Origin of the sequence: Photorhabdus caribbeanensis (assembly GCF_018448885.1) — a bacterium.
GTDB lineage: Bacteria > Pseudomonadota > Gammaproteobacteria > Enterobacterales > Enterobacteriaceae > Photorhabdus > Photorhabdus caribbeanensis.
Window position 1 is genome coordinate 1 of sequence record NZ_RCWB01000041.1, and the last position, 15,967, is coordinate 15,967.

The 15,967-nt window shown below is 42.8% G+C and carries 12 protein-coding genes; 5 read left to right on the top strand and 7 right to left on the bottom strand.

The features are described 5' to 3' along the window. Nucleotides 1-308 precede the first annotated feature (308 nt). The 4 genes from degS to zapG all read right to left on the bottom strand — a co-directional run bounded on the left by degS (nt 309) and on the right by zapG (nt 5,290). Nucleotides 309-1,370 carry an outer membrane-stress sensor serine endopeptidase DegS gene (degS, locus tag EAE90_RS19985; RefSeq protein ID WP_214054977.1) on the bottom strand — a complete coding sequence of 354 codons (1,062 nt, stop codon included), beginning with the start codon at nt 1,368-1,370 and terminating at the stop codon, nt 309-311. 1,571 nt (nt 1,371-2,941) lie between these two features. Then, nucleotides 2,942-3,160, bottom strand: coding sequence for a type II toxin-antitoxin system VapB family antitoxin (gene vapB, locus EAE90_RS19990; protein WP_214054978.1), 219 nt, complete (start codon nt 3,158-3,160; stop codon nt 2,942-2,944). Between the two features lie 109 nt (nt 3,161-3,269). Continuing rightward, complete coding sequence (gene degQ / locus EAE90_RS19995) at nt 3,270-4,646, bottom strand: serine endoprotease DegQ (protein ID WP_214054979.1); 1,377 nt, start codon at nt 4,644-4,646, stop codon at nt 3,270-3,272. 239 nt (nt 4,647-4,885) lie between these two features. Beyond that, the gene (zapG, locus tag EAE90_RS20000; protein WP_088373727.1) at nt 4,886-5,290 is read right to left on the bottom strand and encodes a Z-ring associated protein ZapG; all 405 of its coding nucleotides are present in this window, start codon (nt 5,288-5,290) and stop codon (nt 4,886-4,888) included. A gap of 218 nt (nt 5,291-5,508) precedes the next feature. Here zapG and zapE point away from each other — a divergent pair, with 218 nt between their 5' ends. The 5 genes from zapE (at nt 5,509) to sspB (ending at nt 9,184) form a co-directional block, all read left to right on the top strand. Next, nucleotides 5,509-6,639, top strand: a complete 1,131-nt coding sequence (gene zapE, locus EAE90_RS20005; protein WP_214054980.1) for a cell division protein ZapE — start codon at nt 5,509-5,511, stop codon at nt 6,637-6,639. A gap of 241 nt (nt 6,640-6,880) precedes the next feature. After that, nucleotides 6,881-7,309, top strand: coding sequence for a 50S ribosomal protein L13 (gene rplM, locus EAE90_RS20010; RefSeq protein ID WP_011148147.1), 429 nt, complete (start codon nt 6,881-6,883; stop codon nt 7,307-7,309). Nucleotides 7,310-7,324: 15 nt separating this feature from the next. Continuing rightward, complete coding sequence (gene rpsI / locus EAE90_RS20015; RefSeq protein WP_011148146.1) at nt 7,325-7,717, top strand: 30S ribosomal protein S9; 393 nt, start codon at nt 7,325-7,327, stop codon at nt 7,715-7,717. A gap of 306 nt (nt 7,718-8,023) precedes the next feature. Then, a complete protein-coding gene (sspA, locus tag EAE90_RS20020) occupies nt 8,024-8,665 on the top strand; it encodes a stringent starvation protein SspA (RefSeq protein WP_058589205.1) in 642 nt (213 codons plus the stop codon). 3 nt (nt 8,666-8,668) lie between these two features. Further along, nucleotides 8,669-9,184: a ClpXP protease specificity-enhancing factor gene (sspB, locus tag EAE90_RS20025; protein WP_036808601.1), complete on the top strand. Its 516-nt coding sequence runs from the start codon at nt 8,669-8,671 to the stop codon at nt 9,182-9,184. A gap of 50 nt (nt 9,185-9,234) precedes the next feature. On the opposite strand, the gene EAE90_RS20030 is transcribed toward sspB, so the two are convergent. The 3 genes from EAE90_RS20030 to gltB all read right to left on the bottom strand — a co-directional run bounded on the left by EAE90_RS20030 (nt 9,235) and on the right by gltB (nt 15,865). Beyond that, entirely contained in the window at nt 9,235-9,741 is a 507-nt protein-coding gene (locus EAE90_RS20030; RefSeq protein WP_214054981.1) for a hypothetical protein, read from the bottom strand. Nucleotides 9,742-9,979: 238 nt separating this feature from the next. Beyond that, entirely contained in the window at nt 9,980-11,398 is a 1,419-nt protein-coding gene (locus EAE90_RS20035) for a glutamate synthase small subunit (protein ID WP_214054982.1), read from the bottom strand. Nucleotides 11,399-11,407: 9 nt separating this feature from the next. Further along, a complete protein-coding gene (gene gltB / locus EAE90_RS20040) occupies nt 11,408-15,865 on the bottom strand; it encodes a glutamate synthase large subunit (protein ID WP_214054983.1) in 4,458 nt (1,485 codons plus the stop codon). Nucleotides 15,866-15,967: the final 102 nt, after the last annotated feature.

Consider the following 15,967-nt stretch of genomic DNA (forward strand, 5'->3'; position numbering starts at 1 on the left):
CTCAAGGGTTAAAGAGCCTCGGGCAAGTTTCAGAACTATAAAGGCGCCAGCAGTTTGTCGCTGATAGTCTTATTGATAACCTGTATGAACAGGCAACGTCGGGGATATTCCATTACTGTTAAGATAATTGAACTGATAAGTCATTTTATGTGTTTAATATCCAGTCAGGAACATATAACAAAAAACTTAGGTTGTCCCGTCTGTTTAGGTGATGAATATTTGATTAACTTAATAAATGTGACATAAATCCCAAATTTTTTAACTCGCTACGCTCACCAAAAATCCAATTTCAGTGAAGCTCAGGTTAATTAATATTCATCAAATTCTTCAATGGTCACTTGCAGCGATAATATTTTCCCATTGCGCAATAAAGTGACAGGAACAATGCTGCCGGGTCGTATTTCAGCGACTTGATCCATTGTTTCAACCGCAGAAATAGCGGGTTTGTTATTGACACTGGTAATGATATCACCCACTTTAATACCGGCTTTTTGCGCAGGCCCGTTTGTAGTCACCTGAAATACTCGTAACCCTTGAAGCTGGTTAATATTGCCGTTAGAAGAGCGAATATGTGGCAGCTCCTGCGACGTTATGCCAATAAAACCGCGGATAACCCGTCCGTCACGGATAAGTTTCTGCATAATCTTAGTGGCGAGTTCAGTTGGAATAGCGAACCCCAATCCTTCTGGTGTTTCACCATTTTCACTTTTATCGAATGATAATGTATTAATACCCACTAGCTCGCCAAGGGTATTAATCAAAGCCCCGCCAGAATTACCCTGATTAATGGAAGCATCGGTCTGGAGGAAATTTTGACGGCGGGTAGGGCTTAATCCAACTCGACCAGTAGCGCTAATAATCCCTTGAGTAATGGTTTGGCCTAAGTTGTAAGGATTACCAATGGCTAAAACGACATCTCCCACATGCGCGACTCTATTTGGATTAATCGTTATGACTGGCAGGTTTTCGGCATCAATTTTCAGGACAGCAAGATCCGTTAAGCTATCAGAACCTATGACCAGGGCTTCATAAAAATGACCGTCTTGCAGTGCAACAATAATTTGTCCTGCATTATTAATGACGTGTTTATTGGTAAGAATGTAGCCCTTATCACTCATGATGACGCCAGAACCAAGGGTATGGTTTTCCCGGCCTTGATGAGAAAAACTTCCCATGTTGCTGCTGTAGACGTTAACCACGGCGGGTGCCGCCCTACGGACACCTTTATTAAAGCTGAATGGAACTTCGTCATTACTGTTACTGGTAATTGCAGATGTCAGCCCGCTAGGGCGCAGTGATGGAATGGCAATCAGTAAAATTACAGCGACAAGTAATCCTAAAAAAGCAGAGCGCAGCAACTTGGCAATCATGGGTATTATTCAGTGTGAGTTAATGAGTCATGGCAGGATAACATAGAAATTAACAGATACCGCATTATGCTGTATCTCGGATTGCTAGCTTTTAGCGCATTTTGCTACAACCTGCGAGATTTTAACACTGTTTTTACTATCTTTAACTTTTCGTTTTAGCGCTTTTTATTGACTTCGTAACGTTCAGATTCACTCAGATTAAATCATGTGGGTTTTCTTTTTTTCATGTGATTTAAAAGCAAGGAGTGTCAGATATTTTCACTCATTCAGGTAATATGATAAAACAGTAGTTAAAAAAACGTTTATGGTCTGTCAGCGGGGGTTTAAAATCTGGAAAAAGTAGTAAGCGTATTATGAAAAAGCAGGTAAAAACTTTAATTGTTAAAGGTGAAAATAAGTGATTAAGATTTTTTTAAAACGGGTAAAAATTCGATGCTATACTGATATTGGAAGAGAAAACATCAGGAAAAGTCGGTCTTAAATTGATTAACCAAGTGACAGCGTTAATCCGATAATAAGAGTGAAAATATTTAACAGGATTAACCACATTAACCACATTAAGCTAATTTGCCTTAAATAAGAGATTTTACATGGTCTGTAAGAAGTTTACGAAAAATCGGAGGTAATCGTAAAGACAGCCGGTAAACTTTTAGATTAACTAGATTAAAAATGATTAAATAAGTAGGAATTTATCCCAATATTATTAACATATCTGTTATCTGTTATCTGTTATCTGTTATCTGTTATCTGTTATCTGTCCTTGGATGCATTTTTGATTAAAAAAATAGTAAAATTATAGAAACGAGAATCGTTTTACAGGCTCCATCTTTTTAATATGGTTAACTTTATCTTTTTACTTGTATTTTCTGTATTTAGTCGTCGAAAACGCTTTTTTTATCGGCAATTAATTCAGTAAGGATTAAAAAAGTAGGTATCCCATTAATACTAGCTTTTTAAAAGATACAGAGTGAATAAAGGTGGTCTATTCCTTGCGTGATCGTTTAAAAGCAAGAATACAGAGTTAGAGATTTAATATAAAAAGAAAAGTCGGATTTAACCCAATAGATACACTTTTTATAAAGACAGTTAATTGCTTGTAATAAAAGTCTATTAATCATTAACAGAAAGTTGAAAAGCAGTCAGCAGGAAAAATAATATTACTCGGTATGTTGATATTAAAGTGTTTTTTCACTGCTATTTTACTAAGCAATTTATAAACATAACGCAATAAAAAGAAAGATAAAACGGTTAATATGGTAGGATTTAAGTTTTAAATAGAGAGTTGATTATCCGAAAAAATATAAGGGGGTATCTTTAATGTCATCAGGCTATTTACTGGCATAATTTATGCGGATAAAGTAAAGGGTGATGGCTTATAGAAATCTCTCAGGATTAAGAGTAAACAGCATCAGCAAAGATGAAAAGCGGCTATGATTAACGTTTGTTAAATGTAAAACACGATATGCTTGATGATTAAACTTAATAAAAATCAGGTATTAAAAGTAGTAAAAACAATGGTTAAAACCTTATACCGATTAAAATCAGAGGTTAAAACAAAGGGTTATATTTTTTCATAACTTAACGTGTCTTTCTTCCACAATATCCAACCGTTTGGTTAAAAAGTCAGAGTCAGTTTTTTCTTGTTGCGAAAAGGAATTCCAACTGGGTTTAACCGGTCGCAGAATAATGATATCGCCTTCACGAATAACGTTCACTCCCTCGAAATCAAGGTCGCGAGGTAAACGTACAGCTCGGTTATTGCCACTTTTAAATATTACTACGGTTCTCATATTGAGTTCTCCAGAAAAACTATTTACAGGATCACCTATAGTGAGGGATATCAATGACTTTAAGACACAGCATTACGCTGTGCCTTAAATGGAATTTTTACTAAAAGTATTAATTTCTCAGTAACAGATAGATACTCTCTTCACCGCGAAGAATGTTCAGCGCTATGACTGGCGGTTTAGAATCAATCACTTTGCGCAGTTCATTAATATTCTGTATCCGTTCATTATTGATCCCAACAATCAGGTCATTTTTCTGTAAGCCAGATAACGCCGCCGGTGAGTTTTGAGCAACACTATCGATTTTCACACCATAAGTCCCTTTCACTTCACCATTGCTCAGGGTTGCACCTTGCAGGGCAAGAGTCAGATTTCCTGCTTTGGTTGTTTGACCTTCACTGCTTTCTAGCGTAACTGAAACCTCCATTGGCTTACCTTTACGCAATAAACCAATTTTAATTTCTTTACCTGGTATCGTTGTGCCGATTTTGGCTTTCAGTTCAGCAAAGCTACTGATCTTCTTACCATCAACGGAAACAAGAATGTCGCCGGATTTAATACCTGCTTTCGCTGCTGCGGATTTTGGTAATACTTCACTGACAAATGCCCCGCGCTGTGCATCAATATTGAATGCTTTGGCGATATCGGAATTCATTTCCATGCCTTTAATACCAAGAATACCGCGCTTGACTTCACCATGAGCGATAAGCTGTTCACTCAGGGTTTTTGCCATATTACTTGGGATTGCAAAACCGATACCGATGTTACCGCCGCCTGGGGCCAGAATAGCGGTATTGATGCCTATTAATTCACCATTCAAATTAACCAGTGCGCCGCCGGAGTTGCCGCGGTTAATAGAAGCATCCGTTTGGATGAAGTTTTCTAACCCTTCCAAGTTCAGACCGCTACGCCCTAATGCAGAGATAATGCCGGAAGTTGCAGTTTGACCAAGGCCAAATGGATTACCAACCGCAACAGCAAAATCACCAACTCGGAGCTTATCGGAATCGGCCATAGTAATTGCAGTTAAATTCTTAGCATCTTTCAGTTGCAGCAGAGCGATATCCGTCTGAGGATCTCGGCCTAACAATCTGGCTTCATATTCACGTCCATCATTCAATTGGACACGGATTTTATCTGCATTCTCGATAACGTGATTGTTGGTTAATATATAACCTTTGGCGGCATCAATAATGACACCTGAGCCAAGCCCTTGGAATGGGCGGGTACTTTCACGGCCCATCGGTAGATTTGGACCAAAGAAGAATCTGAATTCTTCAGGTATACTTTGTTCCTGTTGTACTTGCGTACCAGAAACATGCACGCTGACAACGGCTGGCAGGACTTTTTCGAGCATCGGTGCGAGGCTCGGCAACTCCTGACCGGCGATAGCAGCAGGTAAAGCAGCACTACTGATAGTAGGGACCGAAATTGTAGACAATCCGATACTGATTGCTAACGCACTAAGGAATAAGTGTTTTCTTTTCATCTAATTTTGTTCTCTTGTGTACCTAAGCCAGAAGGCCAATTGAAGTTAATTCCGGCAAGCTGCCATGATTACTTTATGACTGTTAATTATTAAATAAAGTTCATCGGGCAAACAGATTTTCCACAATTCTTTACAGGTATTTACATGATTGAGAAACAAAAAAACAAAACTTACGGGTAGATAATAGATTTTACATCTGAATCAATGCTGTGGCACAAAACATGCCACAGCAGAAATTTTTATTGGTTTTTTTCATTCATCGGACGAAACAGGCCGGAAGCACCATCGGAATAATCTTTTGGTGGCATTTTAACTGGAGCTTGATCGTTATCCGCTTCTGATTCAGTCAATCGATAATTGAATGGGTTATCTTGTACTGGCATATTCGGCATCAGTTCATGAGAGCTTTTAGCCATATGCTGATATAACTGACGATAATCGCGAGCCATATTGTCGAGTAATTCTGCACTGCGGGCAAAATGACCAACTAATTCTTTACGGTACTCTTCCAGTTCTGATTTATTATTCTCCAGTTCTGTTTGTAAGGCTTTCTGCTGGCGCAGCTTAGTGTTACCAAAACGCATAACTAGCGCTCCGATAACAAAACCAACTACCAATCCAATCAGTGCATACTCCCAAGTCATAGCTACTCCTTCATCAACATCGTTGTTCCGCAGAATGTTTCACTTAATTATCGTCACTATAACCGTTAATCTAGTTAGAGTGGAATATTGATCATGATTTACATTTGTTTGTAGACCTTATTCTGAACCTTATTGTAGACAATTGATCCGGTAATAAGGTCAATCTGAATCATAAAAACGATAAAAAACGGGCGATTATTTTAAGGATTGTTATTGTCATGCCATCATTGATTACCCCTTCATCATACTATCAAAAAAACCTTTCCGAAGGTAAATACCAACCAGATGAGGTTCAGCGTCAAGTCGTTGCTCAATTGGATACCATTCATCATGCTCTGATTTATGCTTCTCTCGGCAAGCCCGTGAAACGCCAAAGCTTGAAAGGACGTCTGAGTAAATTGCTAGGGAAGCCGACGTCAAGAAGCTGTACACCTGTTCAAGGGCTTTATATGTGGGGAGGCGTTGGTAGAGGAAAAACTTGGTTAATGGATATGTTTTACCAAAGTTTACCCAGTGAAAGAAAATTACGTTTGCATTTCCATCGTTTCATGCTGCGAGTACATGAAGAGTTAAAGGCATTGCAAGGGCATGAAAATCCGCTGGATATTGTGGCGGATGGTTTTAAAGCAGAAACAGACGTGCTTTGCTTTGATGAGTTTTTCGTTTCCGATATTACCGATGCTATGATTCTCGGTACATTGTTGGAAGCGCTGTTTGTCAGGGGAATTACCTTGATTGCAACGTCCAATATTCCTCCTGATGAACTCTATCGTAATGGTTTACAGCGAACTCGCTTTTTGCCTGCTATTGAGCAGATCAAAAAATACTGTAACGTTATGAATGTGGATTCGGGTATTGACTATCGGTTGCGCACCTTGACACAAGCTCATCTCTATTTCTCGCCATTGAATGAAGATAATGAACGAGCGATGAATCGAATGTTTATTCTTTTGGCCGGTAACAGCAGTGAACAAGCTTCGGTGTTGGAAATTAATCATCGGCAGATGCCTGTGATTCGTAATGCTGATGGTGTATTGGCAATTGGATTTAAAGTTTTGTGTGAAGATGCGCGTAGTCAGATGGACTACATTGTTTTATCAAAACTTTATCACACTGTTTTGTTATATCAGGTTCCCGCGATAATGCCGGGTAATGAAAATGCCGCTCGTCGTTTCCTGGCGCTGGTTGATGAGTTTTACGAACGCCGGGTAAAACTGATCATTAATGCGGCGGTGCCGATGGAGCAAATTTATCAAGGGGTGTTGTTGACTTTTGAATATCAGCGGTGCTTATCTCGTTTACAAGAGATGCAAAGCGAAGAGTATCTGAAATTACCTCATTTACCTTAATCGTATATTGCAGATTCAAAACTGATTTTAAATATTCAAATTGGGGTCGATTTTTATTTTTGACTTCTCTATAATCTTGCGACCCCACGTTACGGCAATGTTTTTTTCCCAAAAACTTGCAATAGTGCCGGCATAGGCTATTCGAAGGGGTAGGTTTGCTGGACAAGAGTCGTGTGAACCTCAGCAAGTTTCTGAACCTTGAGTGTTCACCAACGTGTAACTTATTATTGGGTAAGCTTTAATGAAAACTTTTACAGCTAAACCAGAAACCGTAAAACGCGACTGGTATGTTGTTGACGCAGATGGCAAAACTTTAGGCCGTCTTGCAACTGAAGTGGCTCGTCGTCTGCGCGGCAAGCATAAAGCGGAATATACTCCGCATGTTGATACCGGTGATTACATCATCATCGTTAATGCAGAAAAAGTTGCAGTCACCGGCAACAAGCGTTCTGATAAAATCTATTATCACCACACCGGTCATATCGGTGGTATCAAGCAAGCGACCTTTGAAGAGATGATTGCTCGCCGTCCTGAGCGTGTAATTGAAATCGCGGTTAAAGGCATGCTGCCAAAAGGGCCACTGGGCCGTGCAATGTACCGTAAACTGAAAGTTTACGCCGGTAGCGAGCACAACCATGCGGCACAGCAACCGCAAGTTCTGGACATTTAATCGGGATTATAGGCAATGGCTGAAAATCAATACTACGGCACTGGTCGCCGCAAAAGCTCTTCCGCACGTGTCTTTATCAAGCCAGGTAGCGGTAATATCGTCATCAACAAACGCAGCCTTGAAGTTTACTTCGGCCGTGAAACAGCGCGCATGGTTGTTCGTCAGCCGCTGGAGTTGGTTGATATGTTGGGTAAACTGGATCTGTACATCACCGTTAAAGGTGGTGGTATTTCTGGTCAAGCAGGTGCAATCCGTCACGGTATCACCCGCGCACTAATGGCGTATGACGAAACTCTGCGTTCTGATCTTCGTAAAGCTGGCTTCGTTACCCGCGATGCTCGTGAAGTTGAACGTAAGAAAGTTGGTCTGCGTAAAGCACGTCGTCGTCCACAGTTCTCCAAGCGTTAATTTTTTGTCTTTATGGCAATTATTTAATGTGCAAACCCGTCTTTGTGGCGGGTTTTTTACTTAATTATCCATACACTTCCCCCAAAATGTACAAAATCTGGTAAACTAGTGCCAATTTTTGCCTCATCCATTTGTCTGCCTATTATCTGAACGATGGTAATTGCGTTGGATAATAATTGTGTTGAGTAGCGCATTCCGTATTCACCGTTGCGGCGCAGAAACATAAAGGGTGAGAATGAATAAGTAAGAATAGTCGTGGTCGTATGGGGCTATTCATTCCTTTTTTAGATAAACTTGGAGGTTTTCATGGCTGTCGCTGCCAACAAACGTTCGGTAATGACTCTGTTTTCAGGCCCGGCCGACATTTTTAGCCATCAAGTGCGAATTGTATTGGCGGAAAAAGGTGTCAGTGTTGAAGTTGAACAGGTTGAGGCAGGTAATCTGCCACAGGACCTTATCGATCTGAACCCTTATCAGACAGTTCCGACTTTGGTTGATCGTGAGCTGACGCTATATGATTCCCGCATCATTATGGAATATCTGGATGAACGTTTTCCTCATCCGCCATTAATGCCAGTGTATCCAGTTGCTCGTGGTTCCAGCCGTTTGATGATGCACCGCATCGAAAAAGACTGGTACTCCCTGATGCATACTATTGAAGAAGGCAATTCTCAAGAGGCCAATACTGCCCGTAAACGATTAGCAGAAGAGTTGCTAGCAGTGGCGCCAATATTTAAAGAGATGCCATTCTTTATGAGCGAAGAATTCAGTTTGGTTGATTGTTATCTTGCTCCTTTACTGTGGCGTTTACCGGTATTGGGTATAGAGTTACCGAGTTCTGGCACTAAAGATTTACAAATTTACATGCAGCGTGTCTTTGAGCGTGATGCATTCTTGGCTTCATTAACCGAAGCTGAACGTGAAATGCGCTTGCAATCCAGGAGCTGATTTATGGAGCTGTCTCAAATGTCTCCCCGTCGTCCTTATTTGTTGCGTGCTCACTACGAGTGGTTGCTCGATAATAATATGACTCCGCATTTGGTTATAGATGTGACTTTACGCGGAGTTAATGTACCGATGGAATATGCTCGCGACGGGCAAATTGTGCTGAATATAGCGCCGAGAGCTGTTGGTAATCTTGAGTTAACTAATGATGAAGTACGTTTCAATGCCCGTTTTGGCGGTGTTCCCCGTCGGGTTAATGTGCCGATGGCGGCAGTTATAGCGATTTATGGCCGTGAAAATGGGGCGGGAATGATGTTTGAGCCTGAAGCAGCTTATAAAGATGAATATCTTTTTAAATCTGCTTCAGATCAGGATAAAGCGGGTACTTCTGCATCTGCGACAGATAATCTGGTATTAGTTACGGATACACTGAGTGATGCCGAAGATAATAGTGGAACTTCACCTGATGATGAGCCACCAAAACCAACGAGAGGGCGCCCTGCTTTACGGGTAGTAAAATAAGCGTTAAAAGAGGGGGCGGGTTTGCCTCCTTATTTTTTCAAATTTATTAATTATAATTCTGTATTGTAGGCTTTTTCTAACTCCCAGAAACAATCTTCAGCTCTGTCTTTAGCTTTGCGATTTGTGATAGCGCCTAAGCTCTTTTTGACCTTATCTACAAACTCTATTTTATTATCTTTGCTTCCTAGTTCTGGTGGGATTGTGCAGATATCAGCCAATGATATATTGTTTTCTTTATCTGCGTTAGCAAGGACCTCAACAGGATTATTAATTAATGCCAGGGATAATGCGTAGCGCATCTCTTTGGCAAAGTCCAAGTGCATGCTTTGCGTTAATTTGAAAGCCAGTTTTATCCATTGACTATCACCAGTAGTAATGTTGTGAATGATTTCTTGCCTGGCTCCCATTTCACCTAATTCTGCTACTACAGAGTTGGTACCTCTGTTTATAATTTCTTTGGTAATGTTTTCAGGTGTTAATGGATGTGATAAAGCAAGTGCCGTTTGACTGGTAAACAGCATTGGTGATAATAAAGTTAGGGTTTTTATTAGATTCATTAATATTTCCAGTGTTTATAGTTAAGTGAATATCCTAGTGTTTATTCCTATTAGTTAGAATATATTATTTAAATTATACATTTATAAAAAATAATATTCTAAAATATTATATATAACAGTAATAAATGTGGAATATTCATTAAATTCACTTACTCTTTTGTCTAAGGGCAATCCAATTAATATAAGTTATCGAACTGATAATAGAAAGAGATGGGAGCTGAAAAGCTCCCTTGGTTGATTAGATGTTTAGATAATCAAGAATGCCTTGCGCGGCTTTACGCCCCTCGGCAATTGCGGTTACAACGAGATCTGAGCCACGCACAGCATCTCCACCAGCAAATATCTGCGGATTACTGGTTTGAAAGGGAATGTCTGAGTGCTCTGGTGCGACAATGCGCCCTTGTTTATCCAAGGTTACTTGATGATCGCTTAGCCAATTCATGGTATGTGGTTTAAAGCCGAATGCCATGATCACTGCATCGGCCTTAAGCAGGTGTTCTGAACCTGCAATAATTTCAGCTTGGCGGCGTCCATTCTCATCAGGTTGACCTAATTGAGTCCGTACCATTTTTATGCCACAAACTTGGCCTGAATGGTTGATTTCAATACTGACGGGTTGCAGATTAAACAGAAACTCTACGCCTTCTTCCTTGGCATTTTTGACTTCACGCTGGGAGCCTGGCATGTTGATTTCGTCGCGACGATAAGCACAAGTAACCGAAACTGCTTTTTGGCGAATCGAGGTTCTGACACAATCCATTGCAGTATCACCGCCGCCAAGTACTACAACCCGCTTACCTTGCATATTGATGAAAGGTTGCGATTGTAGGACGGGATACCCCATCAAATGCCGGGTATTGGCGGTCAGAAATGGCAGAGCATCATAAACACCATCAGCATCTTCATTTACCAGCCCTCCACGCATTGACTGATAGGTTCCTACACCAAGGAATACCGCATCAAACTGCTCAGTCAGTTCAGATAAGTCAATATCTTTGCCTATTTCAGTATTGAGCCGGAATTCAATTCCCATCTCAGAGAAAATTTCACGGCGGCGTATCATGACCTCTTTTTCCAGTTTAAACGCCGGTATGCCAAAGGTAAGTAGTCCACCAATTTCTGGGTGACGATCAAAAACAACGGCTTGTACGCCATTACGGGTCAATACATCAGCACAAGCTAGCCCCGCAGGACCTGCGCCAATAATCGCAACCTGTTTGCCCGTTGGCTGAACTTGTGACATATCGGGCTTCCAGCCCATAGCAATCGCTTTATCATTGATGTAGCGTTCAATATTACCAATAGTCACGGCACCGAACTCATCATTCAGAGTACAAGCGCCTTCACACAGGCGATCCTGTGGACAAACACGACCACAAACTTCCGGCAGGCTGTTTGTTTGATGAGATAAATCAGCCGCTTCCATAATACGTCCTTCATTGGCAAGTTTAAGCCAATTGGGAATGTAGTTATGAACGGGACATTTCCATTCACAATAAGGATTACCGCAAGAAAGGCAGCGATCAGCCTGTGTTTGTGCCTGAATTGCTGAAAATGGCTCATAGATTTCCACAAATTCTATTTTGCGGATTTTCAGCGGCTTTTTAGGCGGATCGACACGTTGTAAGTCGATAAACTGATATACATTCTGGCTCATCTTAGCTCCTTATTGCGCTTGAATTCGCAACTCTGCGGAAGAACGACTGCGATGTCCCAGCAGGGCTTTCACATCACTGGATTTGGGTTTCACAAGCGCGAATTTACTCAGCCACTGTTGCCAGTTAGCAAGAATATCTTCACCGCGTTGGGAGCCGGTCAGGAGGACGTGCTCAGTGATAAGCCCTCTCAAGTGTTCTTCGTGAATAGCTAAGGTAGCTACTGCCAGTACTTCGACTAACTCTGGGTTAACCCGTTTGCGGAAATCGTCATTTTCATCCAAGACATAAGCAAAGCCGCCGGTCATTCCTGCACCAAAATTTATTCCGGTGCGTCCGAGAATACAGACGATACCTCCTGTCATATATTCACAGCCATTATCTCCGATACCTTCTACAACCGTAATCGCCCCTGAATTACGAACGGCGAAGCGTTCTCCTGCTCGTCCGGCAGCAAACAGTTTGCCTCCGGTTGCGCCGTAGAGACATGTGTTGCCAATGATGGTTGCCTGATGACTTTTGAAGGCAGACCCCACTGGCGGGTGTATGACAATGCGGCCGCCAGCCATACCTTTACCGACATAATCATTGGCATCGCCGATAAGTGTTAGCTCCAGACTGCCGGCATTCCAGACGCCAAAACTTTGACCGGCAGTACCATTGAAATGAATTTTTATTGGCGCTGCGGCGACTCCCTGATTACCATATCGAGCAGCGATAAAACCGGAAAGGGAAGCGCCCACTGAGCGATCAGTATTACGGATATCGAAATAGAGAGTTTTACTTTGTTGGTTCTCAATATAGCTAGCGGCTTGAGCCAGTAAATTCTTATTCAGGGCCCCATTATCGAATGGTGGGTTGTTTTCGGTGCAATATAATGTTTTGCCCTGATGGGGTTCAGCGGTTGCCAAGAGCGGATCAAGATTGAGTTTGCTCTGTTTTGCTGAAATACCTTCTAGTACTTCAAGCAGGTCAGTCCGGCCTATTAAATCAGTTAGCTTTTTGATGCCCAATGCAGCCATGATCTCTCTGGTTTCACGGGCGATAAAGCGGAAATAGTTCATTACCCGCTCAGGTAAGCCGTGGTAGTGGTCGCGACGTAATTTTTCATCCTGAGTGGCAACCCCGGTTGCACAATTATTGAGGTGGCAAATACGCAGATATTTGCATCCAAGGGCAACCATCGGACCAGTACCGAAGCCGAAACTTTCAGCGCCAAGAATGGCCGCTTTAATAATATCTACGCCGGTTTTCAACCCGCCATCAACTTGTAAGCGGATCTTATGGCGTAATCCGTTAGCAACTAGCGCTTGTTGGGTTTCCACCAGCCCCAATTCCCAAGGGCACCCGGCATATTTCACTGATGACAATGGGCTGGCGCCGGTACCGCCATCATAACCTGCGATAGTAATTAAATCGGCATAAGCTTTGGCAACGCCAGTGGCAACAGTACCAACGCCGGGTTCTGAAACCAGTTTTACTGAGATCAGCGCATTAGGGTTGATCTGTTTTAGATCGAAAATCAACTGAGCTAAATCTTCAATAGAGTAAATATCATGATGCGGTGGTGGCGAAATAAGGGTTACGCCGGGTACGGAATAACGCAGTTTCGCAATGTACGGTGTCACCTTATCACCCGGTAATTGCCCGCCTTCTCCGGGTTTAGCGCCTTGTGCGACTTTAATCTGAATCACATCAGCGTTGACCAGATAAGCAGGCGTCACACCAAATCGACCGGAAGCAACTTGTTTGATACGGGAAACCTTTTTTGTTCCATAACGTGCGGGATCTTCTCCGCCTTCGCCGGAGTTGGAAAAACCACCTAGCGTATTCATGGCTTCGGCCAGAGCTTCGTGTGCTTCGGGGCTTAATGCGCCAATCGACATCGCTGCGGTATCAAAGCGTTTAAACAACTCTTCGGCGGGTTCTACTTCTTCAATAGGTAGAGGTTTATCTTTTGTTTTTATCGCCAGTAAATCACGGATGGTAGTAATTGGGCGTTGATTAACCAGACGAGAATATTTCAGGTAATCGTTATATTCGCCACTATGAACCGCAGCCTGTAAAGTGCTGACAACATCGGGGTTATAAGCGTGGTATTCGCCGTTATGAACATATTTCAGCAATCCGCCCTGATCGAGGGGGTGACGAGCAAGCCATGCCCGTTTGGATAAGTTTCGCAGATCCTGCTCAAAATCGCTGAAATTAGCACCACCAATGCGACTGACGACGCCGTTGAAGCAAAGCTCAGTTAATTCGGAATGTAAGCCGACAGCTTCAAATAGTTTAGAGCAGCGATAAGAGGCGATAGTCGAGATACCCATTTTCGACATAATTTTATATAACCCTTTATTGATACCATTGCGGTAGTTGAGCATGACATCAGCATAAGGTTTGTTAATTGTGCCATTATCGACCATTTTGGCCAGTGATTCATAAGCCAGATAGGGATAGATCGCTGTTGCGCCAAATCCCAGTAGTACAGTGAAATGGTGTGGATCACGGGCACTTGCTGTTTCTACTATCAGGTTGGTATCACAGCGTAGGTTTTTTTCTACCAAGCGGTGTTGAATAGCGCCAACAGCCATCGGTGCAGGTATAGGTAATTTCTCCGGCGTAATGTTGCGGTCAGATAATACCAACAATACTGCGCCATCTCTGGCGAGTTGTTCTGCCTGGTCACACAATGCAAACAGGGCATTTTGCAAATTGGTTTCTTGTGGGTTGAAAGTTAGATCTAATCGTTCTGCGCGATAATGTGGACTTTGTTGCGTTATTAATTGATGAAAATCAGAGTAGAGCAGAATCGGGGATTTAAAACTTAATCGGTGTGCTTGCCCCTCTGCTTCACAAAATACGTTCATCTCCCGCCCAATGCAGGTGGTGAGAGACATAACATGAGCTTCGCGTAGTGGGTCGATAGGCGGATTAGTGACTTGAGCGAATTGCTGGCGGAAATAGTCATAAATAATCCGTGGGCGGCTGGAAAGGACGGCAAACGGTGTATCATCTCCCATTGAACCGGTCGCTTCCTGACCATTCTCTCCTAAGACACGGATGATTTGATCTAGCTCTTCGTTGCTGTAGGCAAATTGCTTGTGATAGACCGCTAAGGATTGATCGTTCAGATCCCGGCGGCCAGTTTGATCTTCCAGTAATTCTTCAAATGGAGTCAGGCGTTTGACGTTTTTATCCATCCATTCTTTATAGGGATGGCGGCTTTTCAAGTCATTGTCTGTTTCTTCTGCATGAAGGATGCGGCCTTGGCGGGTATCAATCACGATAAGTTCACCGGGACCAACGCGCCCTTTTTCCACCACTTCGTCCGGTTGATAATCCCAGATGCCGACTTCGGAAGCGCAGGTGATCAGCTTATCTTTGGTGATAACATAGCGAGCCGGACGCAAGCCATTACGATCCAGATTACAGGCAGCGTAGCGTCCATCGGACATAACGATACCCGCAGGACCATCCCACGGTTCCATATGCATGGAGTTGAAATCAAAAAAAGCCCGCAGATCTTCATCCATATCAGGATTGTTTTGCCATGCGGGAGGAACCAGCAATCGCATAGCACGGATTAAATCCATTCCGCCGTTGAGAAACAGTTCCAACATGTTATCCAGCGAACTGGAATCTGACCCGGTTTCGTTGACAAAAGGGGCTGCCGTTTGCAGATCAGGAATAAGCGGTGTTTTGAATTTATAGGCTCTTGCTCGTGCCCACTGGCGATTACCGGTGATGGTGTTTATTTCACCGTTATGGGCGAGATAGCGGAAAGGTTGTGCCAATGGCCAGCGTGGGACAGTATTGGTTGAGAAGCGCTGGTGGAATAGGCAAATTGCCGATTCCAAGCGTAAATCAGCCAGATCGGGATAGAAACGGGGCAAATCTGCCGCCATGCATAGCCCTTTATAGATAGTCACCAGATTGGACAAACTGCAAACATAAAAATCGTTGTCGCTAATGCGTTTTTCTATTCGGCGGCGAGCAACGAACAAACGGCGTTCTAAATCACGCGCCCGCCAGCCTGCTGGAGCATTAACAAAAATCTGTTCGATTCGGGGGAGGCTTGAAAGGGCTATTTCGCCCAGAATATCACTGTTGATGGGGACTTCACGCCAGCCAACGACTGACAGAGTTTCATTTTGTAGCTCTTGTTCGACGATTTCCCGGCAGTTTTGTGCAATCTGGGGATTTTGGCTGAGAAATAGCATTCCGACGGCGTAATTACGGGCTAAATGCCACTCTTGCTCCTGTGCAACCATCCGAAAAAAACGGTCAGGTTTTTGCAACAGTAAACCACAACCATCACCGGTTTTGCCATCTGCCAGGATTGCCCCACGATGTTGCATTCTTGCCAAGGCATGGATAGCGGTACGTACTACTTTGTGGCTTGGCTCCCCTTCAATATGGGCTATCAATCCAAAGCCACAGTTATCCTTTTCTTGAGATTTGTTATATAGCATATATGAACCTCCCGAGGTTCTGTCCGACTCTCACAGAAACTCACAGACATTTGTGAGATTAATATTTTACTGGCGTCTGAATTGCGCCCTCAATCAACCACC